The 25,770-nt window shown below is 50.9% G+C and carries 24 protein-coding genes; 20 read left to right on the forward strand and 4 right to left on the reverse strand.

The features are described 5' to 3' along the window. Positions 1-13 precede the first annotated feature (13 nt). Together O9H85_RS22225 and O9H85_RS22230 are read right to left on the reverse strand one after the other, a co-directional pair. Entirely contained in the window at positions 14-1,351 is a 1,338-nt protein-coding gene (locus tag O9H85_RS22225; protein WP_269883617.1) for an extracellular solute-binding protein, read from the reverse strand. Positions 1,352-2,018: 667 nt separating this feature from the next. After that, positions 2,019-3,467 (reverse strand): sigma-54 interaction domain-containing protein, encoded by a 1,449-nt coding sequence (locus O9H85_RS22230; RefSeq protein ID WP_269883618.1) that lies wholly within the window; start codon positions 3,465-3,467, stop codon positions 2,019-2,021. Between the two features lie 344 nt (positions 3,468-3,811). Between O9H85_RS22230 and O9H85_RS22235 the strand changes: the two genes are divergently transcribed. From O9H85_RS22235 to O9H85_RS22320, 18 genes are all read left to right on the forward strand, one after another. Further along, entirely contained in the window at positions 3,812-5,065 is a 1,254-nt protein-coding gene (locus O9H85_RS22235; RefSeq protein ID WP_269883619.1) for a nickel pincer cofactor-dependent isomerase, group 22, read from the forward strand. Positions 5,066-5,086: 21 nt separating this feature from the next. Continuing rightward, positions 5,087-7,276 carry a dihydroxy-acid dehydratase domain-containing protein gene (locus O9H85_RS22240; RefSeq protein WP_269883620.1) on the forward strand — a complete coding sequence of 730 codons (2,190 nt, stop codon included), beginning with the start codon at positions 5,087-5,089 and terminating at the stop codon, positions 7,274-7,276. A 139-nt stretch (positions 7,277-7,415) separates the two neighbouring features. After that, positions 7,416-8,375, forward strand: a complete 960-nt coding sequence (locus O9H85_RS22245) for a U32 family peptidase (RefSeq protein WP_269883621.1) — start codon at positions 7,416-7,418, stop codon at positions 8,373-8,375. 77 nt (positions 8,376-8,452) lie between these two features. Continuing rightward, the gene (locus tag O9H85_RS22250) at positions 8,453-9,226 is read left to right on the forward strand and encodes an IclR family transcriptional regulator (protein ID WP_269883622.1); all 774 of its coding nucleotides are present in this window, start codon (positions 8,453-8,455) and stop codon (positions 9,224-9,226) included. A 78-nt stretch (positions 9,227-9,304) separates the two neighbouring features. Then, positions 9,305-10,204, forward strand: coding sequence for a fumarylacetoacetate hydrolase family protein (locus tag O9H85_RS22255; protein ID WP_269883623.1), 900 nt, complete (start codon positions 9,305-9,307; stop codon positions 10,202-10,204). Between the two features lie 46 nt (positions 10,205-10,250). Beyond that, positions 10,251-10,556 (forward strand): UxaA family hydrolase, encoded by a 306-nt coding sequence (locus O9H85_RS22260; RefSeq protein ID WP_269883624.1) that lies wholly within the window; start codon positions 10,251-10,253, stop codon positions 10,554-10,556. After that, complete coding sequence (locus tag O9H85_RS22265) at positions 10,543-11,709, forward strand: UxaA family hydrolase (RefSeq protein WP_269883625.1); 1,167 nt, start codon at positions 10,543-10,545, stop codon at positions 11,707-11,709. The genes O9H85_RS22260 and O9H85_RS22265 overlap by 14 nt, the downstream gene beginning before the upstream one ends. Positions 11,710-11,750: 41 nt before the next feature. Beyond that, complete coding sequence (gene gucD, locus O9H85_RS22270; protein ID WP_269883626.1) at positions 11,751-13,217, forward strand: alpha-ketoglutaric semialdehyde dehydrogenase GucD; 1,467 nt, start codon at positions 11,751-11,753, stop codon at positions 13,215-13,217. 271 nt (positions 13,218-13,488) lie between these two features. Beyond that, positions 13,489-14,784 (forward strand): MFS transporter, encoded by a 1,296-nt coding sequence (locus tag O9H85_RS22275; RefSeq protein WP_269883627.1) that lies wholly within the window; start codon positions 13,489-13,491, stop codon positions 14,782-14,784. 13 nt (positions 14,785-14,797) lie between these two features. Continuing rightward, positions 14,798-15,817 (forward strand): galactitol-1-phosphate 5-dehydrogenase, encoded by a 1,020-nt coding sequence (locus O9H85_RS22280; protein WP_269883628.1) that lies wholly within the window; start codon positions 14,798-14,800, stop codon positions 15,815-15,817. Between the two features lie 40 nt (positions 15,818-15,857). Next, the gene (locus O9H85_RS22285) at positions 15,858-17,003 is read left to right on the forward strand and encodes an ABC transporter substrate-binding protein (protein ID WP_269883629.1); all 1,146 of its coding nucleotides are present in this window, start codon (positions 15,858-15,860) and stop codon (positions 17,001-17,003) included. A gap of 27 nt (positions 17,004-17,030) precedes the next feature. Then, on the forward strand, positions 17,031-17,900 hold the full coding sequence (locus tag O9H85_RS22290; RefSeq protein WP_269883630.1) for a branched-chain amino acid ABC transporter permease: 870 nt from the start codon (positions 17,031-17,033) through the stop codon (positions 17,898-17,900). A 14-nt stretch (positions 17,901-17,914) separates the two neighbouring features. Next, a complete protein-coding gene (locus O9H85_RS22295) occupies positions 17,915-18,910 on the forward strand; it encodes a branched-chain amino acid ABC transporter permease (protein WP_269883631.1) in 996 nt (331 codons plus the stop codon). After that, entirely contained in the window at positions 18,907-19,686 is a 780-nt protein-coding gene (locus O9H85_RS22300; protein WP_269883632.1) for an ABC transporter ATP-binding protein, read from the forward strand. Before O9H85_RS22295 ends, O9H85_RS22300 begins: the two co-directional genes overlap by 4 nt. Then, positions 19,670-20,377, forward strand: a complete 708-nt coding sequence (locus O9H85_RS22305; RefSeq protein WP_269883633.1) for an ABC transporter ATP-binding protein — start codon at positions 19,670-19,672, stop codon at positions 20,375-20,377. The genes O9H85_RS22300 and O9H85_RS22305 overlap by 17 nt, the downstream gene beginning before the upstream one ends. Positions 20,378-20,389: 12 nt before the next feature. Then, positions 20,390-21,388, forward strand: coding sequence for a C-terminal binding protein (locus O9H85_RS22310; protein ID WP_269883634.1), 999 nt, complete (start codon positions 20,390-20,392; stop codon positions 21,386-21,388). A gap of 140 nt (positions 21,389-21,528) precedes the next feature. Next, on the forward strand, positions 21,529-22,236 hold the full coding sequence (locus O9H85_RS22315) for a DUF3231 family protein (RefSeq protein WP_269883635.1): 708 nt from the start codon (positions 21,529-21,531) through the stop codon (positions 22,234-22,236). Between the two features lie 19 nt (positions 22,237-22,255). Beyond that, complete coding sequence (locus O9H85_RS22320) at positions 22,256-22,552, forward strand: DUF3231 family protein (protein WP_269883689.1); 297 nt, start codon at positions 22,256-22,258, stop codon at positions 22,550-22,552. A gap of 16 nt (positions 22,553-22,568) precedes the next feature. Here the strand turns inward: O9H85_RS22320 and O9H85_RS22325 are convergent, their stop codons facing one another. Together O9H85_RS22325 and O9H85_RS22330 are read right to left on the reverse strand one after the other, a co-directional pair. Beyond that, positions 22,569-23,237, reverse strand: coding sequence for a substrate-binding domain-containing protein (locus O9H85_RS22325; protein WP_269883636.1), 669 nt, complete (start codon positions 23,235-23,237; stop codon positions 22,569-22,571). Between the two features lie 210 nt (positions 23,238-23,447). Further along, complete coding sequence (locus O9H85_RS22330; RefSeq protein WP_269883637.1) at positions 23,448-24,359, reverse strand: IS1595 family transposase; 912 nt, start codon at positions 24,357-24,359, stop codon at positions 23,448-23,450. 174 nt (positions 24,360-24,533) lie between these two features. Here O9H85_RS22330 and O9H85_RS22335 point away from each other — a divergent pair, with 174 nt between their 5' ends. Next, positions 24,534-24,956 (forward strand): DUF4372 domain-containing protein, encoded by a 423-nt coding sequence (locus O9H85_RS22335; RefSeq protein ID WP_269883638.1) that lies wholly within the window; start codon positions 24,534-24,536, stop codon positions 24,954-24,956. Between the two features lie 15 nt (positions 24,957-24,971). Then, positions 24,972-25,676: an IS4 family transposase gene (locus tag O9H85_RS22340; RefSeq protein ID WP_269883690.1), complete on the forward strand. Its 705-nt coding sequence runs from the start codon at positions 24,972-24,974 to the stop codon at positions 25,674-25,676. Positions 25,677-25,770 lie beyond the last annotated feature (94 nt).

The raw sequence follows: 25,770 nt of genomic DNA on the forward strand, positions 1-25,770 counted from the left end.
CATTGTTACCCCCTTATTGTTTGCTGACCGCATCCTGTGCATCCTTTAACGCATCTTCCGGCGATTTGCTTCCGGAAATTACACTTGAAAGCGCGATTTGCATTTGTTCGGATATTTTGCTATACACTGGAGCAGAAGGACGGGTTTGCGCATATTTGTCCAGCTGAAGCTTGAAATCGTCGTTGAATTTCGTGCCTTTCCAATCAGGAGAACCGTACAAAGATTTACGGGTAGGCAGCCATCCTCCGATGTCGCACCACTGACCCATTCCTTTGTCTCCCACAAACGCGTCAACCAGGAAATCAACTGCGGCCTGGGCTTTTGCCGGATCTTTGGTAAATACGCCATATACCCATCCGCCTGCGGCAGTCGCATTCTGGTCTGCACTCATTTGCGGGATCGGTGCTACGGCCCATTTGTCAAACTCCTGGTCCCCGAGAAGATCGTGCAGCACTTGACCCTGCCAGCTTCCGCCCAGGAACATGGCAATTTTTCCGCTAGGAAACTCGTTGTTTTGGTCGTTCTCGATCTTGTAGTTCGCTACGCGCTGCGGTGTAACGCCGGTTTGCACCAGCTTATTGACGAACGTGAGAAAATTTAACATTTTCTGTTTGTTGTCTCCACTGGCGAAGGTTGCGTTGCCTTGATCGTCAACCAACTTTCCGCCTTGTCCCCAAAAGAACGGTAGAATCGAAGTAATCGTAGCTCCTTCGCCGCGGCCGCCAGGGAAAATAAACGGATCCATTCCTTTCGCCTTAAGCTGCTGTCCGATCGTCAAAACCTCATCCCATGTTTTAGGCGGCTGGGGTATCAAGTCTTTCCGATAGAACAGGACACGTGTATCCGTGTTAAACCACAAGCCGTAAATTTTGCCGTCCGGTCCTTTGACAACCTTTTGCACAAACGGGAAGAAATCATCGGCTTTGATCCCGGCCTTAGCCAAATAGTCGTCAAGCGGCTGCAAATTTTTCATAAATTGCGGGAACATAAAGCTGTCGATCATACTGATATCCGGCGCTCTGCCCTGCGTCACCTGCTGCATCAGGTTGGCCATCGACTCATTCGAATTAGTTGAAGATAATTGGCTGTTGTCCAGCTTGAAATTCGGATGATTCTTCTCAAAATTTGAAACCGCATTTTTTACATATTCCAAACGTTTGGGATCCGGCGACTTCATTCCGTATTGCGGATGCGAAACCCAAGAGATTGTTTGCTGACCGCCTGCAGAAGGAGTTGTTTTACTGTCCATCGTTTTCGTACCGGCTACTTGGTTTCCACTGCTGCTGCAACCGGCGCCGAACATGGAAAGAGATATTACTAACGCTGCCAAACCTTTAGACTTTATCTTCACTGCCTCATTACCCCTTTCGAAGTTTTAGTTTTATATCGTTAGAGCATAATTTGCTCGGACGATCGAACAGATATTGCATAATCAGAGAAGCGGCTCCTATAATGGAAGCGCTTTCTCGAAGAAGAGCCGCCCAATATGATGGGTTCCGGATTAAAATAGTTGATTAGACTGGCGATCCCGATTCCAAAATACCATCCCGATTACGTTTAAATTCTCAATTTGTTCTATAATATAAAATTGCGTTTTGAAATTTTTGAGTTACAATTCTCAAATCAACTGTTTTCTCCCTGAATTCTCCTCTCAATTAATAAGCGAAAGGGGATCACACAAACGTTTTATAATATAAAACTATGTTTTATATGGATAGTACAGGATAAATCATAATATGTTTTATATTATAAAACTAGGTTTTGATTTTTTGTTCAAAGTAAACGATTACTATCATGAGAGATGTAATCGCTTAACAAAATACAATATATTCTGAAGTGTATAATATATCTAATTGTCGCTTATTGTCAATCCATTTGTTATTTTAACAACTTATCATGAAGCAGCTCGAATGGCGAAGGACGTTCTGGCGGCGGGTGAGGTCTTTTTGCAAACGGTTAGAGCAGCTGAAGTCTCTTTCCCTGTACTTGGAGCACCTTCTTTCTGCCGAGCTTTCATTTTACGGTTTTTTTGCGATGCCGTACCGATTCAGCTTATATTGCAAAGCCTGGCGCTTGATGCCCAAGGCCTGTGCCGTGAGGGTAATGTTATATTGATGCTGCTTCAGCGCCTCCGCGATGGCTTCCTTCTCTATTTGCTTCACTCTATCGGTCAATCTCCCGGCTGAATCATTCGCGGTTTTATCGCTCCAAGGACGGGACAAGAGAACGGGAGCCGCAGCTTTCATTTTATTCTCCATGAGCGAAGCGGGAAGGTGATGCTCTTCTATGGTTTCACATTCCAGCTCCATCATATTGTAAGTGGATTCGATGGCATGGCTTAATTCCCGGATGTTGCCGGGCCAGTGATAGTCTATCAGCCGATTCATGGCGGCGGGGGCGATGACCGTGATCTTCATGCCGAACATCGCATTGAATTTTTCGATGAAATGCTGCGTGAGGAGGGGGATATCTTCTTTTCTTTGCGCAAGCGGAGGAAGATAAAGATTAACCACACTGAGTCGGTAGTATAAATCGTTGCGCAACAATCCCTTTTCGAGCGCTTCTTTCGGGTCGATATTCATGGCCGTCAGGATCCGAACGTCCACTTGCTGTTCCTGGGTCCCCCCGATCCGGCGAACCATGCCGTCTTGAAGCACACGCAGCAGCTTGGCCTGCAATAATAAATCCAAGCTGTTCAGCTCATCCAAAAAAAGAGTTCCTCCGTTGGCCTGCTCGAATAAGCCGGCACGGTCAATCGCGCCGGTAAACGCTCCTCGCGCGGTGCCGAACATGATTCCTTCCATTAGCTCGTTGGGGACGGCCGCGCAATTTTGCGCAATAAACGGACGGTTCCTGCGGGCGCCGGCATTGTGTATGCTCTGAGCGAACAATTCCTTGCCGGTGCCGGTAGGCCCGCATATCAACACGGGGGAGCTTGTGCGTGAGGCCTTTTTGGCGAAGGAGACGGCATTTAGAAACAGCTCGCTCTTTCCGATCAAATCACTGAAATGATAAGGAGCGGAGCTTGCATTTTTTTTATCTTTTGCGGGGGATTCGTAGATTTGATGCCTGAGGTCCAGGATTTGGTCGTGGAGATGAACGATGCTTGTGATGTCCTTTGCCACTTCCAGGGCACCGATGATTTCGCCGTCTTCCAGAAGCGGGTAAGTGCTGTTAATCGTGGTGATTCGTTTCCCCTCGACATTGACATAGGTCTGTATTTTTTCGCGAATTTCTTTGCCGGTCTGCAGTACCTTAACGAACGTGCTCGTTTCATTGGTCAGGGAAGGGAAGAGGTCGAACACATTTTTCCCTAATACTTGCTCCCGGTGAAAGCCGTCGGTTTCAGCCATTTTATCGTTATAAAAAACGGTTATGCCTTTGTTATCGATAAGATGAACGCCTACATCGATCATATTGAGCATTTTCTCGAAATACTTGGATCCATCATCGTTCCGATCGGACATCAGGTTCACCCGCCTCGCGAAGAATGCTTCAACTAACATCTTATGATCTTTTGGTTGGAAAAAGAACAGGGGGGCTCCGGTTTAAAGTTTCTCCGGATTTATTGCCTGTGGCGGAATTTTATGGATTGACAATAAGCGATCCTTGGAGCTATGATTTAGATTAGAAAGAGTTGTAATCGCTTACTTCTTGCGCAAGCAAAATGAAAACCTAGTTCTATAATATAGAACAAAACTCCTTTGAAATGATTGCACAAGTTTGTTCTATGTAGAGAATATAAAACATAGTTCTATATTACAAAACAAAATCAAGGATAGTTCATCAACCGAAAGCAGGGTGAACAGCGATGAAGGTTATTGAAGATATGCTTCGCGAGATCCAATTGCCGCGCATGGTCAAAGTACGCCAACATTTCGCTGCGCCTGAGATTGACGATGTGCCCGCTGCCGTTCGCGAGGCGATGGTGCAGGCCGGCGTTCTCTCGCGGATTGTTCCGGGTGATAGGGTGGCCATTACGGTAGGAAGCCGCGGAGTAGCTGAAATACCGGTGATTACGCGGGAAGTGGTTCATGCCGTGAAGTCGGCAGGCGGGCAGCCTTTCATCATTCCTTCCATGGGAAGTCATGGAGGGGCTACGGCGGAGGGACAGAAGGAAGTGCTGGAGGACTTGGGAGTAACGGAAGAGTCCGTGGGCGCGCCGATACTCTCAAGTATGGAGGTCGTTCGAGTAGGCCAATTGCCGAACGGGCTGCCTGTTTATACGGATAAGCACGCTTTCGAGGCGGATAAAGTGATTGTGATCAACCGGATTAAGCCGCACACCGCTTTTCGGGGCCCGGTAGAGAGCGGACTTATGAAAATGATCACGATAGGGCTCGGCAAGCAAAAAGGAGCGGATGCGGCTCATGCCTATAGCTTTAAATACATGGCGGAGCATGTCCCGGAAATGGCCAAAATCGTGCTCTCCAAAGTCCCCGTTATTTTTGGCTTAGGCACCATTGAGAACGCCTACGACCGGCCTGCCCAAATCGTTGCGGTTCCGGCGGAAAGGCTGGAGGAAGCGGAGCCCGGCTTGTTGCTTGAAGCGAAATCTTTGATGCCGAGGATCATGTTCGATCCGATCGATGTTCTGGTAGTGGACGAAATCGGGAAGAACATTTCGGGCGACGGAATGGATCCGAATATTACGGGACGGTACGGAACGCCTTATGCAAGCGGAGGGCCTGAGATCACGCGGATTGTCGTATTGGGACTGAGCGAAAAGACGCATGGAAACGCCAATGGCTTGGGACTGGCGGATGTTACGACCAAGAAGGTGGTTGACCAGGTGATCTATGAAAAAGGCTATGCCAATGCTCTGACAAGCACCGTTGTGTGTATGGTTCGGACTCCCATGTTCCTTGAAACGGAAGAGCTGGCGGTAAAGGCGGCGATTAAAGCCTGCAACGCTTTCGATTTGACCAAGGCAAGAGTCGTGAGGATTCATAACACTCTGGAATTAAGGGAGATTTGGATTTCTGAGAGCTTGATTCCGGAAGCCTTATCCAATGAAGACGTTGAAATCTTGAGTGAGCCGGAGCCGATGGATTTTTCAAATTGATCATATAAAAGAGGGATAATCATGCCGCAGAGCTATCCGAAAATCGATAACACGGTAAATCCTTATCGCGATAATGTCCAGGGGAAGGCGAACGAGCCGATTACGGTTGCGGGTTTACTCGATCGCGCGAAGCAAATCCTCGGCTCTTCCTATGAGGGACCGGCTCCCGATTGGACATTGGAGGAAGTATACAACCGCCTGGAAGAGAACGCTCCCAGAATCGCGATTATCGGGGGATCGCCGGATCATCCGGCCCATATCATGGATTTTCAAACGTCCGCCCGTGCGGCGATCCGAATTTGGCGGAACGGCGGGGTGCCGTTTTATTTCTCCACGCCGGTCATGTGCGACGGAACCGCCCAGAGCAATCAGGGAATGAGCTATTCGTTGCAAAGCCGCAACGCCGTCGCCCAGATGGTCATTAACCAGTTGGAAGCCCACAGCTACCATGGCGCCTTCGTCATTCAGGGCTGCGACAAGCAGCCGCTCGGCGTAGTCAGCGCACTCGCCCATATGGACCGCATACGCCGTTATCGCGGAGAAGCCCCGTTTTTTGCCACCTTCGCACCCGCACATGTGCTTGCGGGAGGCACGATTCCGGCGGATTTGTTTGCCGAGCTCGAGGAGGTGGCGGAGAAGGCCGAGACGGCCGGCTTCGACGATATCGCGATCGATTTGCGCGATGCGTTGGCGTATATTCTGCAATGCTCCTCCAATACGGCTTTCCAGGGGGTACTGGAGAGGGCGCGGGAGAGGGGGATCATTACCAAAGACGCCCACAAGGATTACGAAAAGAGATTGGCCGTAGCCACCTGCGACGACAAAGGCGGGGTATGCGCCTTCAACGGAACGGGAAACAGCTCCCGCCATCTGGTAGCCGGTCTCGGTCTTGTTCATCCCGCCGTGGAACTCTTGACCTCGCCTCCGACCCAGGAGCAGGTCGATCGCGCTCTGGACGATTTGGGGAAGCTGATCAATGATCCCGTATTCGGCGTATCGAATATTATGGCGGCGAATATCAAAAATGCGATCCGCATCCACAGCGCCTCGGGGGGCTCGACCAACCTGATGATGCATCTTGTGGCAGGCATGCTCTATGGCGGCTACCGGTTCTCGCTCCGCGATCTGGATCGAATTCACCATGAGCATCCGGTGCCGGATCTGTTCGATTACAGCTTGACGCAGGGCAGGGACATTTTTCAGCTAGCCATGCAGTGCTGCAGCGGGAAGAGCAGAGGCATGGAGTCCTTGTTCCATGAATTGCTGCAGAACGGAGTCCCGATGGATGTCGATGCTCCGACCGTAACCGGTTCGACCTGGCGTGAGCGCCTCAAGTCAACGGAAAGTTTGTCGGCCTCCCATGTGGCGGAGAACCCGATTATCCTATCGAAGCCCCGGCGGCCGTTCAGCGGCGTAGATGTGTTAACCGGCAATTTCTTCGAGAGCGCGGTTGTCAAGATCAGCGGCATGACCACGTCGCAGCTCGACGCTTTCGATAAAAAAGCGGCGTTCGTTCTCTACTATGAGAATGAAGATGATGCGAACCGCAGCCTGCTCGATGCCGAGCTGGTGGAAAAGCTGAAAATCCGCCGCATGTTCAGCCATGAAAACTTGTTGGCGGTGTTGAAGCTTAATGCTCCGGCGTTATATGAAGCTTGGGAGCACGAAGATTACGATGCGTTGTATGACCTGATGGCGGACAAAGGCGTCCTCAAGATCGCCGTCATGATTTCGGGTCAAGGCCCGGCTGCCTTCGGCATGCCCGAGATGTTCACACCGATGCAGCATATCAATGCCAGCCGGAAATTAAAACGGCTTGCCGCATTGATCAGCGATGGACGCTATTCCGGCGTTACCTACGGGGCGGCCATAGGCCATATGACGCCGGAAGCTCATAGTGGCGGCGGCATTCTTTACCTGCAGACAGGGGATATCCTTTATTTGAATTTAAGGGAAAGACAAATTCAAATGCTCGATGAAGCTGCTTTACGCAGAGGCGAATTGAAATTTGAATTCGAAGCCATACGCGATTCCAGGCAGGCTCTGGCTGAGGAAAGAATGAAAACAATCAAAGCCCGCCAGCGTCTAGTTGCTGCGGCCAACCGGATGACCGGGCATACCGATGCCGCTAATGGCGTCGTGCCTATAGCCGTTTATGAAGAAGCCGTCTTCGACTACGAAGCGGACGTCTTAACGATACAGAAAGTTTAAGTTCGCTAAAGCATTAAAGCGGAATGCAACTTTCTGTACCAAGAAAAACTACCGCTAAAAACGGTCTGGCAACTTTGAAAGACTTCGATAAGGAGTTTTTCTTATTGCCCGTAAAAAAATGATCGGGGAGGAATGGATCGTGCAAAAAACGAGGGATTTGATTGAAAAATTAGGCTTTCCCGGCGGGGATTTGAATGAGCTGCCCAGCTCGGCCAAAACGTTTCCCGACGGCGCCCAGTACCGGGTGGAAATTCCAAGCTGCGAAGGTCCGGCCACCTTCGAAGCGATTGTGGAAGCCTGCGAGCAGTACGATGTTCTGATCCACCGGATCTCGCAGGGAAGCGGCATAATGCTTATGACGGACGACGAAATCAAGCGAATGGCTGAAATCGGCTGCCGCGAGAACCTGGAAGTCAGTCTGTTCGTAGGTCCCCGCGGAACCTTCGACATTACGCCGATGCAGCGTGCGAGCGCAGGAGGAATTGCCGGGCTTCGTTCTCAAGGCATGGATCAATTGGTTTATGCCATCGAAGATATTAAGCGGGCTTGCGCATTAGGCATACGCGGCATTCTTGTTGCGGATGAAGGCTTGCTGTGGCTCGTCAACGAATTTAAAATATGCGGCGAGCTTCCGGACGATCTGGTTGTAAAAATATCCGTGCAGCTGTACGGGGGCAATCCGGTAACCGTTAAATTATATCAAGACATCGGTGCCAATACATTCAACGTACCTTCCGATTTGACGTTGGCGAAGCTTGCGGCGATCCGTCAGGTAATCGATATTCCCATCGATATTTATGTGGAGGCACCCGATGATATCGGCGGATTTATCCGTCATTACGACATTCCGGAAATCATTCGCGTAGCTGCGCCGGTCTACATTAAGTTCGGCCTGCGCAACTCGCCCAATATTTATCCTTCCGGTACCCACCTGGAAGCCACGTCGATTGCGCTGGCCAAGGAACGGGTACGACGCGCGAGATTAGGCCAGGATATCATCCAGCGTTACGCTTCCCATCTTAGAACGTCGGCCAAGGGGGCTGCGGGGTTGGCCGTCCCTGCCGCTTCGGAGGGAACGGAAATTGAAATGATCCAATAAAGGCTGTGAATGGGTTATCCGCCTATGCTAATATAACATCTAAGACGATAGAAATTGACTTAAAAAGGGTGGATACAATGCCGATTATTCAAGCGGTTGACCGGGCTCTGCGGATTCTCGATTTGTTTGATGAATTTCATACGGAGCTGAAAATTACGGATATCAGCGAACGCATGGTTTTGCACAAAAGCACGGTTCATTCCTTATTAAAAACGCTCCAAATGCACGGTTATATCGATCAAAACCCGGAGAATGGCAAATACAAGCTCGGGATGAAGCTGTTTGAACGAGGCAACTTTGTCATTCACGGATTGGACATTCGAAAGATCGCCAAGAGTTATTTGATGAAGCTGTCGACGAATACGGGGCAAACGACTCACCTGGTCATTCTTGACGGCAAAGAAGGCGTCTATATCGACAAAGTGGAAGGCCCGCAGGCTCTGATTGTCTATTCGCGGATCGGCAGAAGAATTAACCTTCATTCGAGCGGGGTCGGCAAAGCGTTGGCCGCTTTCCGAAGCCATGATGAACTCAAAAAAATGTTGGATGGCTACGAATATAAGCGGATGACCCCCAATACCATTGATAATGAATCCGATTTTCTCAAAGAGCTTCGGAAGGTGGCGGACCAAGGATACGCGATCGACAATCAGGAGAATGAGCCGGGCGTACGCTGCGTTGCGGCACCGATTCTCAATCATACGGGGCATGCCATCGCGGCCATCAGCTTGTCCACGCTCACTTCCCGGGTCGACGACGATCAATTTGCCGGTTACATCGACATGGTGAAGAACGCTGTGGAAGAGCTGTCCGAACAAATGGGATACGGTATTCGCAATATTCGAAAATGAGCGTAGGCGTCCAAACCATTTTATGTGATTAATTATCGAAACACAGTTTTATATTATAAAATGAAAGGGGCTTTCTCTTTGCGAATTATTCGATTCATCAATGAGCATTCAGTACCCGTACTTGGCGCTTTAACGGATGACGGCAAGGTGTATCCTTTGCCTTGCGCCGATTTTATGGAGCTTGTCGATCAGGCTGAAAAAGAAGGGACGACGCCTTCCGATTTCATTCGGTCCAACATTCAATCAATAAAACCGTTGGCGGCAGGACTTGAAGATTTGCAGCTGCTGGTGCCGATTGTCGCACCGGAGGTTTGGGCAGCGGGCGTAACTTATGAAAGAAGCCGGGATGCCAGAAATTATGAGGCTACCGGCGGGAAACTGGATGCTGCAACCTTCTATGATAAAGTGTACGACGCGGTTCGTCCGGAAATTTTCTTTAAGTCGACGGCTGCGCGAACGGTTGGAACCGGTCAGCCTGTATATATACGGAGCGATTCCAACTGGCAAATCCCTGAGCCGGAGCTTGGCCTCGTGGTGAATAAAGAAGGCAAAATCCTCGGCTACACGATTGGAAATGACATGAGCTGCCGTGACATTGAAGGGGAAAATCCGCTCTACCTGCCGCAGGCCAAGATCTGGAAAAATTCCTGCTCAATCGGTCCGGCGATCCGCCTTGTCGATACGGTCGAAGATCCGTACGACTTTCAGCTGACTTGCAGAATCTACCGTAATGAAGAAAAAGTGGTGGAGGGAACGGCAAATACCGGGCAATTAAAGAGAAAGTATGATGAACTCGTTTCCTATCTGGTAAGAGACAATGAGATCTTCGACGGTACGGTTCTTTTGACCGGCACATGCATTGTACCGCCGAACGATTTTACGCTTCAGGACGGCGACCGCATCGAAATCGAAATCTCCGGCATCGGGGTTTTGAGCAATCCGGTGAAGCGGCCGTCCACTCACTCGGTTGCCGTTTAAACCCTCAGGCAGGGAATGAATAACGGGAAAGGAGCGATGGATTGAAATGGAAAAGCGGTATAAGACCGTGATGATGAATGCGCAAGACCAAGTGGCGGTGGCCCTGGAGAACATCCCTGAAGGCGCTGTTGTTCAGGTGGATTGCCAAGGCAATTCGTTCAAAATCGATGTAAGGGAACCTATTGATTTCGGACACAAGTTTGCCGTAACGGCTATCGGTCAAGGGGAAGATGTTCTCAAGTACGGCGAGGTGATCGGAGCGGCGTCCAGAGATATTTTCCCGGGGGAGCACGTCCACATTCACAATTTGGAAGGAAAAAGGGGAAGAGGGGATCAAATTGCCGGAGCTTAAATTTTGGGGCTATAGAAGGCCGGACGGCCGTGTCGGTGTAAGAAACCATGTATTGATTCTTCCTACGATTACTTGCGCGACTCAGGCCGCAAGGCAGATTACCGAGCTGGTTCACGGCACGGTAAGCTTTATTCACCAGCATGGCTGCGCCCAGGTTGGCGTCGACTATGAACAGACGTTCCGCACGTATGCGGGGATGGGAACCAATCCGAACGTATACGGAGTCGTCGTTCTGGGACTTGGCTGCGAAACGCATCAGGCAAGAAGCGTTGCGGGTGAAATTGCAAAGAGCGGAAAGCCGGTGGAGGTCGTATCCATTCAGGATCACGGCGGAACGCTCGGGGCGATTGCCCAAGGCGCAAAAATTGCGGCGAAGATGGTGCAGGACGCTTCCGCGCAAATGCGCGAGCAGTGCGATTTCAGCGAATTGATTATCGGAACGGAGTGCGGCGGCTCGGATGCTTGCTCCGGACTTTCGGCCAACCCCGCCGTCGGCGAGGTAAGCGACCTGATTGTCGACCACGGCGGTACGGCCATCCTGGCCGAGACCACCGAATTGATCGGAGCCGAGCATCTGCTCGCGAACCGGGCCGTAGACGAAAAGGTGGCCAAGAGGGTTTACGAGGTGATTCAAGCCATGGAAAACCGCGCGTTCATGATGGGCGTCGATATCCGTACGGGCAACCCGAGTCCGGGCAACATCAAGGGCGGACTCAGCACCTTGGAGGAAAAGTCGCTGGGAGCGGCGAACAAAGCCGGCTCCAGACCGCTGCAGGAGCTGATCGATTACGCGCAGGCGCCAAGTCGGAAAGGTCTTGTTTGGATGGATACACCCGGTCATGATATCGAGCAATTAACCGGTATGGTAGCCGGCGGTGCGCAACTGGTATTGTTTACGAGCGGCAGGGGGACGCCGACGGGTTCACCCATTGCTCCGGTGATTAAAATTTCCACGAACACTCCGATGTTTGAAAGAATGGGCGACAATATGGACATCGATGCCGGTACGATTATTGACGGGATTGAAAGCATCGGTCAAGTAGGCCAACGCATTTTTGAAGAGATCGGCCGGGTATGCAGCGGAAAGCTGACGAAGGCTGAAATTCTCAAGCAGCACGATTTTGGTATTTGGCGAATCGGACCAACGTTTTAATTTTATGAATGCAAATAAACGAGAGGACAGGTGAGTCAATCATGTCATTACAGACCCAATCGAAAACCTACTTGAACTATATCAATGGCGAGTGGACGGCATCTTCCGCCAATGCAGTGGAAGCAAGCTTGAATCCGGCCGATAAGCATGAGATTGTCGGATACATTCAAAATTCATCCAAGGAAGACCTGGACCGGGCGGTTGCGGCGGCGAAAGAGGCGCAGCCGGCCTGGAGAAAGCTTTCCGGTCCGGCACGCGGCGACTATTTGTACAAGATGGCGAATGCGCTGGAGAAGCACATGGACGAAATCGCGGAAACGATGACCCGCGAAATGGGCAAAACCTTCCCGGAGGCCAAGGGAGAAACGGCACGCGGCGTTGCCATTCTGCGCTATTATGCGGGGGAAGGCATGCGCAAGGTGGGGGATGTCATTCCGTCCTCCGACAGTGAAGCCTTCATGTTTACGACACGAGTTCCGCTCGGTGTCGTCGGAGTGATCACGCCCTGGAACTTCCCGGTAGCGATTCCGATCTGGAAGATGGCTCCGGCCTTGGTGTACGGCAATACGGTCGTGCTGAAGCCGGCTACCGAAACGGGGGTAACGGCGGCGAAGATCATCGAGTGCTTCCACGAAGCCGGATTGCCTGCAGGGGTAGTGAATCTGGTTACCGGCCGGGGCTCCGTGATCGGGCAGGGCTTGATCGACCATCCGGGCATCAACGGGATTACGTTTACGGGCTCCAATACCGTAGGCAAGCAAGTAGGCCTGGGGGCGATTGCCCGTGGTGCGAAATACCAGCTGGAGATGGGCGGGAAAAACCCAGTCATCGTGGCGGAGGATGCCGACATCGAATTGGCGGTGGAAGCGACGATCAGCGGCGGACTTCGTTCCACCGGCCAGAAGTGCACCTGCACGAGCCGCGTCTTTGTTCAGAGTGCCGTTTACGATGAATTTAAGGAAAAGCTGTTGAGCAAGGTCAAAGCATTGAAAATCGGCAACGGGCTGGACGCGCAAACCTGGATGGGGCCGTGCGCAAGCGAAAGCCAATACAACACCGTCGTGCATTACATTAATAAAGGGATTGAAGAAGGGGCAACCCTGCTGTGCGGCGGCAATAAACCTGAAGGAGAGGGCCTCGATAACGGATTCTACATTCAGCCTGCCGTATTTGAACATGTAAAGCCGTCCATGACCATCGCGCAGGAAGAAATCTTCGGGCCGGTCCTCGCCCTGATCAAGGTTGAAACCATGGAAGAGGCGCTGGAGCTGGCTAACGATGTGAAATTTGGTTTAAGCGCGTCGATCTTCACCAGGAATATCGGAAACATGCTTTCCTTTATCAACGAAATCGAGGCCGGTTTGGTGCGGATCAACGCGGAAAGCGCCGGCGTCGAGCTGCAGGCTCCGTTCGGCGGCATGAAGGAGTCCAGCTCCCATTCCCGCGAGCAGGGGCAGGCGGCGATCGAATTTTTCACTTCGATTAAGACGGTATTTGTAAAAGCTTAACACACATTCCAAGCTAAGCATGTTTAAATCAACGGTTTCCGTATTTTTGCACAGTCGCCGGTGGGAAAATACGGACCGTTGGTTTAACTTCCCCCACTCCGGAAGGAGTGATCGCCGGTTATCCGGAAGAACAACGCGAATGGCTGAAAGACGGGGACGAAGTGACGGTTGAAATCTATATTGTAAGCGCTTAAATTAACAGTAACGACAGCTTTCTCCAGGCATAACATCAGAGCCATAAAACTCATTTTCAAGGAGGTACGATGGTTTTATGAAAAGCGAAGTGAAACGAGCAGGTTATCCCCATCCTTCGTTAAATTCCGCTGTGGGCAATGTGCGCTGGAAAATCATTTTGTGGCTGCTGATCGGCGGGATTATCAACTATCTGGACCGTGCGAATCTATCGATCGCCGCGCCGGAGATGATCAGGGAGCTGCACCTGAGCCAAACCGATATCGGCTTACTCGGAACCGTGTTCTCCTGGACTTACGCGATCATGCAATTGCCCTCCGGCTGGCTGATCGATAAATTCGGCGCGAAGCGGATTTATTCTATTGCGGTGCTTTGGTGGAGCGTCGCTACCTTTTTGACCGGCGTTTGCAATAAAATGGGCTCTCTCATCGGGATCCGACTGCTCCTGGGTATAGGCGAAGCACCTTGCTTTCCGACGTCGGCCAAGGTCACTTCCCAATGGTTCCCGAAAAAAGAGCGCGGACTCGCCACGGGGGTGTGGGACTCGTCCTCCAAATGGGGTCCGTTCATCGCGCCTCTCCTTCTGGCTCCTATCATGGCCGTCTATGGCTGGAGAAGCCTCTTCTATATCACGGGTTTGCTGGGCATTGTCTTTATTGTTTTCTTTAAGCTTTTTTACAAGCGTCCGGAAGAAAGCAGCAGTGTTTCACAGGAGGAAATGGCTTATATCCATTCCGATTCCACCGATTCGAATCTGCAAAGAACGGTAAAGTGGGGCGAGCTGTTCAAATCCAGAACGGTTTGGGGCATGATTTTAGGATTCTTTTGCACGATTTGGATTTGGAACATCTTTATCGTATTTTTGCCGACGTATTTGAAAAATGTGTTTCATGTCGATCTTAAGACGCTGGGGATCGTTGCAAGCATCCCTTGGTTCGGCGGAATTGTCGGCAACCTTGTCGGCGGATATATCACGAAAAAAATCGCGGATCGCGGCAAGCATCCAATGACGGCCAAACGCGCCATGGTATCCGTTTGCGCTCTTCTGGCGGCGGTATGCGTCATCTTGGTGCCCTTTGCTTCCGGTTTGACGATGTCCATCATTCTTATGACCCTTGCCCTAGGCTTTATTTCCGCCATGACGGGAAGCGCATGGGCCTTAACCAGCGATGTGGCGCCGAGCTATTTGGTAGCGTCCGTCGGCGCGATTCAAAACTTCGGCGGATATTTCGGAGGCTCATTCTCCACGACCGTTGCCGGCTATATCGCCGATACGACAGGCTCCTTCGCCATGGCCTTCGTCAGCGGGGGAATCATCGCCGGATGCGCAGCGATCTGTTATTGGTTTATCGTTAAAAAACCGATCGCGGAATAAGGAGGAGACCGGAATGAAGAGTCTGGTTTGGACGAAGCCGGAATGGATGGAAATTCAAGAGACGGCTGAACCCGAAATTTCGGAGAACGATGTTCTGGTTAAGGTAGATGCGGTCGGAATATGCGGCTCGGAGCTGGAAGGCTACCTCGGCCACAATAGCCTGCGGGTTCCTCCCTTGGTTATGGGGCATGAATTCAGCGGTACGATCGAGCGTGCCGGTTCGAAAGTAAAAGGCCTGTCGGAGGGCCAGAGGGTCGTTGTGAATCCGCTGCAATCCTGCGGAAGCTGTAACGTCTGCCGCAAGGGATTGGTCCAACTCTGCAGCGAACGGTCCATTATCGGGATTCACCGTCCGGGAGCTTTCGCCGAGTATGTTCGTGTTCCGGCTTCTTCCCTTCATGTCATCCCGGAGACGATTAGCCCTTACCGGGCTTCCTTGACTGAACCGCTGGCCTGTTCCCTTAGAGCCGTCCGGCGGGCCATGGGGAATCATCCCTTTGCCAACGTCGTTGTGTTCGGGGCGGGAACGATCGGCCTTCTAAGCTTCCTCGTAGCCCGGATTATGGGGGCGTCCCGGGTCGTCGTCATTGATCGGAACGAGGAGCGGCTCAAAGCGCCGGAACGGCTCGGAGCCTTCGGCACGATAAGTCCGGCCCGGGACGGCTACATACGGAAGATTAAAGAATCGGTGGGGCCGCCCGGGGTTGATGTGGTGATTGATGCGGCCGGTTATGAGTCTACCCGGCAAGCGGCGCTTGAGCTTATCAATCCGGGAGGCACCGTCATGAACATCGGACTTGGGGTGAACGAAACGCAAATTCCGGTGAATGTGTGCATCCGAAGCGAAATTACGATATTGGGCTCTTTCTGTTACGAGGCGCAAGACTTTCACGATGCGCTTCAGCTGTTAATCCGCGGGAAAATAGACGAAACGCCGTGGTCGGAAATTCGCTCTATGCAGGATGGGAATCAGGCGTTCCGGGATCTGGTGAATGGAAATGTGAAAAGCGCAAAGATTTTTCTAACCCCATGACAAGCGATCGAACTAAAATTAAATTTTAGGAGGTTCGTCAATGAATAAGTGGGTAAAAGGCGTCTTACCGTTCACAGCAGCCATCGGCCTAATGCTTTCGGGCTGTGCGAATTCAGCATCAAGCGGAGGCTCGATCCGCATCGGTCTCGTAACGGCCTTGACGGGCGAGTATACGATCGTCGGCCAATATTTGCAGGAAGGGGCAGCCTTGGCCATCGATGAGATTAACGCGAATGGAGGCATCAACGGACGCAGAATCGAGACGGTAAAGGAGGATTCCGCCAATACGAATCCGACGGCGGTCAATGCCTTTAACAAAATGGTCAACAACGACAAAGTGGTTGCGATCCTCGGTCCGGACCTTTCAACACAGCTGCTGGCCGTCGCCCCTATCGTGAACAAGACTAAAATCCCGGTACTGGTCCAAGGAACGAATCCTAAGCTTACGACCGAATCGTCCTGGTACTTCCGGTTGCGTCCCGACGATTCGATCGCAGCGTCGGCGGCGGCCAACTTCGCCGTGCAGAAGCTCAATATGAAGAAGATCGGGATTACGCACGATACCGACGAGTTCGGATCGGGAGGCACCAAGATTATTCAGGATACGCTAACCTCGCTTGGAGCGACGGTGGTTGGAGTCGAAGCCTATAATTCCCAGGATAAAGATTTGTCGGCCCAGCTGACCAATCTGAAAAACAAGGGGGCCGAAGCGATTATCGACTGGGGACATCCTCAGCAATCCGCTACTCTGATGAAGCAGAATCGTCAGCTTGGAGTGAATTTGCCCATCGTCGGTTCGCCGGGGATGGCCATGCCGGCCACGACCTCGCTTGCCGGGGATGCCGTTAAAGGGGTATACGTGGTCGTCGATACCGTAGGTAAGGAAAATCCGGATCCCAAGGTGCAGGAATGGGTTAAGAAATACCAGGCCAAATATAACCGGCAGCCGGATTTCCATGCTTTAGCCGCATACGACGGCGTGTATATGCTGTCCGAAGCGTTGAAAAAGTCCAAGGATTTGTCCGCTCAAAGCATTGCCGACGAAATGCGCAAGATTGCCGGTTACAAGGGCATCGCCAATGAGTTCGATTTCTCCAAGAGCGGAGACGGAGCCAAGCAAGTGATGGTCGTTCAGCTGGAAGATGCCGATCGTCTCAAATTGATCGATACCGTGAAAGCGAAGTAAGACAGGGAAGGACAGGAGGGAATCCGAATGTTTTTGCAGCTGTTCATCAACGGGCTTGCCATGGGCGCAATTTATGCGCTCGTGGCCCTCGGCTTCGTGCTTGTGTCGAACGCGGTGAATGTCGTCAACTTTTCCCAAGGGGAGTGGGTGATGCTCGGCGCTTACTTTGCCGTAACCGCTTCGGTCGCCTTTCATACGCCGCTCATCTGGGCTTACCTCATCTCGGTCGTCGTCATGATTTTGTTCGGCTGGCTCTTTCAACGGGCCGTCTATCATCCGCTTCGTGATAAGCCTTTTATAACGATTGTCATCTCAACCATTGGCGTGAGCCTGTTTCTGAAGAATATCGCCCGCATTATTTGGGGGCCGCAGCCCACCACCTTCCCGTCCCTGTTCGGCGAGAATGCTTTGGATGTATTCGGGGTTCATATCCTCCCGCAAAATCTGATTATTATCGCCGTAACGGTCATCCTGGTTATTCTTCAGGAGCTCTTCTTTAACCGGACCATGGTAGGGAAAATGATGCGGGCCACGGCGCAGGACCAGGAAGCCTCCTCCTTGATGGGGATCCGGGTCAGCCGCATGGTATCGTTCACGTTTATGTACAGCGCGGCATTAACGGCGATTGCCGGTGTTCTGGTGGCCCCGATTTACTTTGTTTCGGCGGATATGGGAGGCAATTTGGCGCTGAAGGCGTTCGCCGCCGCCATCATCGGCGGGTTCAACAATGTGCGCGGAGCCATCATCGGAGGTCTGCTGCTGGGGGTACTCGAAACCTTCGGCGCAGGATACATTTCCTCCGTCTTTAAAGACGCCTTTACATTTTTCATATTAATCCTGTTCTTGGCGTTTCGCCCCGAAGGCATCTTTCGGGAACGGATTGCGGATAAGGTCTAGGGGGAGGGGAACGAATGGCTCGCCGAACGTCACTTATGATTGTGGGGACTGCCGTCTCGATCGGATTGCCGTGGTTCATGCCCAATAACTACTACGTCCAGGTTCTTGTGCTCGCCATCATCTACATCATCGCTGCGATGGGGCTTAACTTTATTTATGGTTTTACCGGCTATATTTCTTTTGCGCAAGCGGCGTTCCTCGGGATCGGAGCTTATACTACGGCCATATTGACCGTCGATTACGGCTGGCCGCCTTTATTATCCTGGATTGCCGTCATCGTCGTATCCGCTGTTTTCGGGATCCTCCTGGGAATACCGTCCTTGAGGCTGAAGGGACACTATTTGGCCATGGCTACCATCGGATTCACCATCGTTTTGCAAATGATATTGATGAACTGGAATGCCGTAACGCATGGGGCCGTTGGCGTGAACGGGATTCCCAGCGTTCAAATCGGAGCCTGGAAAGCCGATCAGCCGACTTCCTTTTATTATGTCGCTATGGCTGCAGCAGGTATCCTCTTCCTGTTTCAACGAAATATATTGCGATCGAAGCTGGGACGCAGCTTTCTGGCCATTCGCGAGGATGAAATTGCGGCAAGCAGCGCCGGGGTGAATTTGACGCGCACCAAGGTGTTCGCCTTTGTGCTCAGCGCCGTATACGGGGGGCTTGCCGGCGCACTCTATGCTCAGTTCTCCAGCTATATCAGCCCGGATACGTTCTCCTTCGACCAATCCATCGTCTTGTTCAGCATGATCCTGATCGGCGGCTCCGGAACGTTATTAGGGCCTGTGGTCGGGGGCGTACTGCTTACCTTCTTACCGGAATGGCTGCGCTTTATTAAAGAGTATTATATGGCGATTTATGGCCTCGGCATCTTTTTCGCCGTCCTGTTCATGCCCCGAGGGATCGTTCCGGTCATAACCCATTGGCTGGAAGGAAGACGCAGGGTCCGGAACCCGTCCGACACGATGCATGTGGTCGAAGCTTCGAACAAGGAGGGGGTCGTATGAGCTTGCTGGAAACGCGAAGCATCACCATGAAGTTCGGCGGGCTAACCGCGGTCGGGGATGTTTCGATGAAGGTGAAGCCGAGCCGGCTCCATGCTTTGATCGGGCCGAACGGTGCGGGAAAGTCAACGCTGATCAATGTGATCAGCGGATTTTACCGGCCGACCTCCGGCAGCCTTCTCTTTGAAGGGCAGGAGGTTCAAGGGAGGGGATCGGCGCAGCTGTCTCATCTCGGCATTTCCCGCACGTTTCAGAACCTTCGATTATTCCGCAACCTGACGGTGATGGAAAATATATTGATCGGTTTGCACAACCAAATTGATGTTTCCTTTCTGCCTTCCTTGTTGCGAACCTCGGGGCATCGGGCGGCGGAGCGGGAGGCCATGGAGACGGCCGAAGCCATGTTGAATGAAGTCGGCTTACGGGAATTTCGGGACCGGCCTGCCCGAACGCTTCCTTACGGAAAGCAAAAGTGGCTCGAGGTCGCGCGTTCGCTCGTATCGAGGCCCAAGCTGCTGCTGCTGGACGAACCCGCTGCAGGGCTCAATGCAACGGAAAGCGAGGAGCTCGAGCAATTCATCCGCACCTTGCCGGATAAGGGAGTTACCGTTCTGCTGATTGAGCATGACATGCGGCTCGTGATGAGCTTGGCCGAACGGATTACCGTCTTAAATTTCGGACGCGTGATTGCGGAGGGCACGCCGCAGGAGGTCCGGGACGATCCTACCGTCATCGAGGCGTATTTGGGGAAGGGGAGAAGCCATGCTGCAGCTCATTGACGTGATAACCTCCTATGGAGCAACGGAGGTGCTGCACCGGATTTCGCTTGAAGTGGGGGAGGGCGAGCTGGTAACTCTCCTTGGAAGCAATGGGGCAGGCAAGACGACCACCCTTCGGGTTATCTCCGGTCTTCATAAGCTGCACCAGGGCCAAGTGAAATTGGGCGGCGTGAACCTGGAAAATCGTCCTCCCGACGACATTGTGCGGATGGGGATCGCTCATGTGCCCGAAGGGAGGCGAATTTTTCCGGGGCTGACGGTCAGGGAAAATCTCGAGCTCGGAACGGTAGCTTGGCGCAAAAGAGGAGACCGGTTCGATCAGGATCTCGAACGCGTCTATCGGCTGTTTCCGGTCCTCCGGACCCGGGATCAGCAGCTCGGCTGGAGCATGAGCGGCGGTGAGCAGCAAATGGTCGCCATCGGGAGAGCTTTAATGGCCCGCCCGAAAGTATTATTGCTTGACGAGCCTTCCCTTGGCTTATCCCCGCTGCTCGTGGATCAGGTATTCGCCGCCTTGGAGGAGATTAAACGGCAGGGAACGACCATTCTCCTTGTCGAGCAGAATGCGGCGATGGCTTTGGAAATTGCCGACCGGGGATATGTATTATCGGGCGGAACCATTGTACTCGAAGATACGGCCGGAAGATTGAGCACGAACCCGGAGGTAAAGGCTGCCTATTTGGGCGGATAGGAGGATTCCGTTATGAAGAAGTGGAGGGTTGTCGTCACCGATTGGGAATACGAGGATTTGCGTTACGAGCAAGAGGTGCTGCATCACGATTCCATCGAGTTCATTGCCGCCCAGTGCCGCACGGAAGAGGAAGTGATAGCGGTCTGCCGCGATGCGGATGCGCTGATCAACCAATATGCTCCCATTAGCGCTAAGGTCATTGCGGCGCTGGATAACTGCAAGGTCATTACGCGTTACGGCGTAGGAGTCGACACCATCGATACGGAAGCCGCTACGGAGAAAGGCATTTGCGTCGCCAACGTGCCGGATTACTGCAAGGATGAAGTAGCCGACCATGCTTTGGCTTTGATCCTTGGATGGACCCGTAAAGTGGCTTTGGCCAATCAATATGTGAAAAACGGAGTATGGGATTTTAAAGTCGCCAAGCCGATTTACCGTTTAAGAGGCCGGATTCTCGGTTTGGTGGGATTCGGCATGATCCCGCAAGGATTGAATGAAAAGGTGAAGCCTTTAGGCCTAGAGGTGATTGTCTATGACCCTTACGTTCCGGAAGAGACGATCCGGCGGAAGGGAGCGGAGTCCGTCACTTTAGATGAATTGTGCAAAAGGGCGGACATCGTCTCCGTTCACGTCCCGCTTACGAAATCAACCGCAGGAATGATCGGAAGAGATCAATTCGGACAGATGAAGCAAGAGGCGGTCCTGATCAATACGTCAAGGGGACCCGTCGTTGATGAGGACGCGCTGGTCGAGGCTCTATCGGGCGGACTTATTGCGGGCGCTGCGCTGGATGTCCTGGAGAAAGAACCGATTCGCCCGGATCATCCGCTGCTTTCCATGGACCATGTGATTCTTACCCCTCATGTCGCGTGGTATTCGGAAGAATCCGCCGCGGAGCTGCGGATTAAGGCGGCTATGGGGGTTGCGGACGTGCTGCTCCGCGGGGCGTATCCGAAATATTTGGTAAACAAGCAAGTGAGGCCGCTATTAAGTCTTAGAGATCATACGTAGGATCTTCAGCGAGACCGATCCGGTCGCCGGTGCTTCATGCATCGGCGATTTTTTAGCTTCCGCAGGCAGCAATGGAATAAATTGCTTAAACATGCAAAATACTATCCATTGAAGGAAGTTTAGTCTAGCGGAGGATGTTTATGTCATCTCAAAAGCCTCAAGAAAAGACATCGAATATCGATTTATGCTGTACGGAAATCGGGGGACTTTGGGGCGTTTATTTTCAAGAGAGCATGACGGAATGCTTCCTTGTCTACTTACTGCATCATCTTCAGGATAAGGAAATTATTCCTTTGGCCGAAGAGGCTTTGAGCATTTCGCAGAAACGAATTGATAAAATTAAACAAATTTTTCTTGCGGAAAATTTCCCGATACCCGCAGGGTTTTCCGAAGGCGACGTGAACTTGGCCGCTCCGCCGCTATTTCACGATACGTTCACCTTAAGCTTCATCTACATGATGAACCGGCTCGGAATGATTAATTTCTCTTTTACGGCGTCCAATAACGTTCGTTTGGATGTGCTCGATTTTTTCAACGAATGCATCCATACATCGACCGAGATGTTCGGGAAAGCGGTACGAATGATGCTGGAGAAAGGCATCTATGACCGTCCGCCGAAAATGAACTACCCCCAAAAAATCGAGTACGTTGAGAAGAGTTCCTTCATCGACGGGTTGTTTGGGATGAAGCGGCCTCTCAATGCGATCGAGTTGTCCGAAATCTTTTTCAATATTGAGCGAAATTACTTTTCGGTTATTGTCATGCTCGGCTTTGCGCAAGTATTGGAGGATAAAAAATTAAGAGAATTCATCAAAAGAGGCAAAAAAAATAAGCGAGCGGCAGATTGAGCTGTTTAACCATCTGTTGATGGAGGAAGATTTGCTCGGAACGGTAACCGTAAGCATGGAAGTTACGGATTCCACCATTTCACCTTTTTCAGACAAGTTTATCATGTCGATGATTAATGTATTGAACTCGGTCGATATTTTGCTGCTATCGCATGCCTTGTCTCTATCGATGCGGCTCGACCTCACCACTCATTATGCCAAAATTATCGGCGAGGTGATGTCGTACGCCAAGGATACGTTTGATCTATTGGTCGAACGGAAATGGCTCGAGCAGCCCCCGCTGACAACCAATCGTAAACAGCTGACTCAATCTTAAACATGCCTAACGCTGCTCAGTTGTTCGATGGAGTCGATATATACTTGATAAACGCATGGACGATGGATAAATTCATAACGGACTCCCGGTAGTTCATCCAGCTCTCCATAACATACCGTTCCCCGTCTTCGGTCGGCAGCTCAATGATATGCAAGGGGTCATGGGGGTCCAGACAACCTTGAGGAACGAAGGCAACGCCTAGTCCGTTCATTACCATCCGCTTGCAGGTTTCCACATATTCCGTTTCCATGGTGATCAATGGAGGCGTCGCGAACCTTTTTGGCCACCAACCCGTAAGGACGTTTTTCAGCGAAGGGGTTGAGATATGGATCAGGTTGAGCGAAGGCAGATCTTCGACGGCTATCTTATCTTTGGAAATGATGCAAATCTTCTCACTATTGATTAAAACTTTCCGCTCCAACCATGCATGCCCGCCGCTCTCAATGCAGATATGAATTTCACGATCATACAGCAGCTTCATGACTTCTTTGCCCACTCCCGTTCGAAGTAAAATTTTGACCTTGGGATAGGCCTCGACAAAGCTGCCCAGGATCGAAGGCAATTTATAGAGGGCAAAATTATTGGCGACGCCGAGCTTTAACGTGCCTTGCACTTCGTTGCCCATGCTCTGTATATGATCGATGAGTTTTTCCGTTTCGGCCAGCAGGTTCTTGGAACTCTCCACCAAATATTCCCCTTGTAAAGTGAATTGAACTCCTTTATTTCCTCTGATTTAAGATGGGGGCTATTTGACGCTTACTTATCAACGATTATTAATAGATATAAGGAAGATTTTTTGTGGATTTTATCTGTTTGGATGGACAGCTGCTCTGCGTGGACTTCCGTAAGTGTGATTATCATTTGTGTCATTTCTGCTGTTTATATTTATATTTGATCATCCAACTAGCTCAGGATAGGTCACTGTCTTTGACAAAAGGCAACATTGAACTAGCCGGTTGAACAACTGACTCTTGATCTCGCGGCGATTAAATCGATAACAAAACTCATTGAGATAAGACTGAAGATGTTTAGAGTCGAGGCCATGATAGGTGCCACCAATAAAAGCTTTGGCATTAGAAATGATGGTGTGAAGCCATTTTAGATGATCTGGATTTTCTTCCAGGTTGTACGTTTTTGCTTCATGTTGAAAACCCTTCTTAGCTAAGGCTCTGTAAGAACCATATCGATCACTGGCAATCGTTGAACCTGATTCGATGTATTTGGTTGCAAAATCCGTGATTGTCGTTCCTTTCACATCAGGAATGACCTGCATTTTCAGATATTTCGGGCAGCCTTTCTTGTCTAGAGACAAGGCTACGAGCACGGGAGTTTGTTCAGTGCCGCGACCACGTTTCCCGCCTTCCGTGGGGGCTCCGAAAAAACCTTCGTCGAGTTCAACAATACCGGCAAGCATGTAGGCAGCAGCCCGTTCCCCCATCGCCTTGCGCACTTTATGGGTTATTGTCCAAGCTGTTTGATAAGCAATGCCAAGTTCTTCGGACAGTTGGGTAGCCGAGACGCCGCGCTTGTCTTGGGCGATTAAGTAAATGGCCCAAAACCACTTGAGCAAATCTGTCCGTGTCTTCTCGAAGATCGTTCCAGCAATCACGGTTGTCTGGTGTTCGCAATTTGCACACTCATACAGAGGCATTTTGCGAGTCTTGATTTCATAAGCTTTCGAATGCTGGCATTTCGGGCAACGAAATCCTTCGGGCCACTTCATGTTGAACAAGTGCTGGTGACAATCTTCCTCCGTTTGAAACCTTTTTTGAAATTGAATCAGGTTGATCGTTTCTTGTTTACCCATGGCGCTCACTCCCGAACGTACGTTTGATTTTATTATATCAAACCACTAGCGTTGCATTAATTTTCTCTGAATGTTCATAATCTTCTGTCTTTTTATCATCAGGGCATAAAAAAATCCTTTACAATGAAATGGCAGGTAGTTCCTGTCCATAATCCACTGAAAAGGATTAAGCCCATGGACAAGGATACTCTATTTTCTTCATTTGGTAAATGGTTAGCACCCATTTGTACGAAATCGTTCACGGAAAAAGTGAAGGAAACGAACCAAGATAAGTACGTTAAGAAATTCACTACGCTGTCCTATCTGAAGCTATTCCTTCATGCTCAGATTCAGCAGCGGGACGGACTGCGTGAAATCGCCGATGATGTGCTTTCGAAAGACTTCCAGAAAGAACTTGGGTTGAAATCGATCTCTGCCGCTCAATTGAGTCGGAAACATAACCAAGTCGATTCCGCTTTGCTGGAGCATGTTTTTATGCAGTTGGTTTTACGTATTCGCCAACATACAGCGCCCTCCATGTTACGGAAAGATTTTAAAATCATTGACTCCACAACCATCGGACTGTGCTTGCAAAAGTACAAATGGGCAGAATTCTGAAAAACAAAAGCAGGTATTAAACTGCATTTCCGGCTGGAATACATCGATGATGAGACGGTCGTTCCCGAGAAAGTGACGATCACCTCGGCAAAAAAGAATGATCGAACTCAGATGGATGCTTTAGTCAACGAACTCGGAGTCACCTATGTGTATGATCGCGGCTACATCGACTACGGGAAGTTCGATGATTACTGTGACCGCGGCATTTTCTTCGTGACCCGAACGAAGAAGAATACGATGATTCGTCCGATAGAATCCTTTAGCTTGCCGCCAGAGAGCGCCGTTCTTACCGATGAAATGGTCTATGTCGGTACCCCGCAAAAGAGAATGGAAAACGTGCTGCGTCTGATTCACACGGTAGATTCCGAGGGTAACCCTGTCGCCATTTTAACCAATCGATTTGATCTGAATGCCGATGAAATTGGACAGATCTACCGGGAACGGTGGGTGATTGAAACCTTTTTCAAATGGATGAAGCAGCACATCCGGATTAAGTCGTTTTACGGAACAAGCGAACAAGCCGTGATGAACCAAGTATGGACAGCACTGATTGCCTTTTGCTTACTGGTATTGGTGAAACTGGAGACAGGAACTCGTCACAGCCTGCTTCAGCTCTACCGATGGTTGAAAGTCTTGTTATGGGATTCCGTTCAAGACTGGATGGAACGAATACATCGCTTGCCTCAAAGGATATCCGAGGGTAGACGGAAAAAGCAATAAGCACCGTTGTTGGATGGAAGAGTAAATTACCATATAATTACCAAATGGGCAGAGCTACCTTTCAGGGGTGATCGACCTTTTGGCGATGCGACTT

The sequence above is a fragment of the Paenibacillus gyeongsangnamensis genome (assembly GCF_027533625.1).
Lineage (GTDB): Bacteria > Bacillota > Bacilli > Paenibacillales > NBRC-103111 > Paenibacillus_G > Paenibacillus_G gyeongsangnamensis.

Bases quoted from the DNA above. Each gene is read 5' to 3' on its own strand.
- O9H85_RS22295 (WP_269883631.1), top strand. From the start codon at position 17,915: ATGGCTCGCCGAACGTCACTTATGATTGTGGGGACTGCCGTCTCGATC.
- O9H85_RS22330 (WP_269883637.1), bottom strand. From the start codon at position 24,359: ATGGGTAAACAAGAAACGATCAACCTGATTCAATTTCAAAAAAGGTTT.
- O9H85_RS22320 (WP_269883689.1), top strand. From the start codon at position 22,256: ATGGAGGAAGATTTGCTCGGAACGGTAACCGTAAGCATGGAAGTTACG.
- O9H85_RS22235 (WP_269883619.1), top strand. From the start codon at position 3,812: ATGAAGGTTATTGAAGATATGCTTCGCGAGATCCAATTGCCGCGCATG.
- O9H85_RS22280 (WP_269883628.1), top strand. From the start codon at position 14,798: ATGAAGAGTCTGGTTTGGACGAAGCCGGAATGGATGGAAATTCAAGAG.
- O9H85_RS22305 (WP_269883633.1), top strand. From the start codon at position 19,670: ATGCTGCAGCTCATTGACGTGATAACCTCCTATGGAGCAACGGAGGTG.
- O9H85_RS22285 (WP_269883629.1), top strand. From the start codon at position 15,858: ATGAATAAGTGGGTAAAAGGCGTCTTACCGTTCACAGCAGCCATCGGC.
- O9H85_RS22310 (WP_269883634.1), top strand. From the start codon at position 20,390: ATGAAGAAGTGGAGGGTTGTCGTCACCGATTGGGAATACGAGGATTTG.
- O9H85_RS22230 (WP_269883618.1), bottom strand. From the start codon at position 3,467: ATGTCCGATCGGAACGATGATGGATCCAAGTATTTCGAGAAAATGCTC.
- O9H85_RS22260 (WP_269883624.1), top strand. From the start codon at position 10,251: ATGGAAAAGCGGTATAAGACCGTGATGATGAATGCGCAAGACCAAGTG.
- O9H85_RS22240 (WP_269883620.1), top strand. From the start codon at position 5,087: ATGCCGCAGAGCTATCCGAAAATCGATAACACGGTAAATCCTTATCGC.
- O9H85_RS22275 (WP_269883627.1), top strand. From the start codon at position 13,489: ATGAAAAGCGAAGTGAAACGAGCAGGTTATCCCCATCCTTCGTTAAAT.
- O9H85_RS22300 (WP_269883632.1), top strand. From the start codon at position 18,907: ATGAGCTTGCTGGAAACGCGAAGCATCACCATGAAGTTCGGCGGGCTA.
- O9H85_RS22250 (WP_269883622.1), top strand. From the start codon at position 8,453: ATGCCGATTATTCAAGCGGTTGACCGGGCTCTGCGGATTCTCGATTTG.
- O9H85_RS22315 (WP_269883635.1), top strand. From the start codon at position 21,529: ATGTCATCTCAAAAGCCTCAAGAAAAGACATCGAATATCGATTTATGC.
- gucD (WP_269883626.1), top strand. From the start codon at position 11,751: ATGTCATTACAGACCCAATCGAAAACCTACTTGAACTATATCAATGGC.
- O9H85_RS22335 (WP_269883638.1), top strand. From the start codon at position 24,534: ATGGACAAGGATACTCTATTTTCTTCATTTGGTAAATGGTTAGCACCC.
- O9H85_RS22290 (WP_269883630.1), top strand. From the start codon at position 17,031: ATGTTTTTGCAGCTGTTCATCAACGGGCTTGCCATGGGCGCAATTTAT.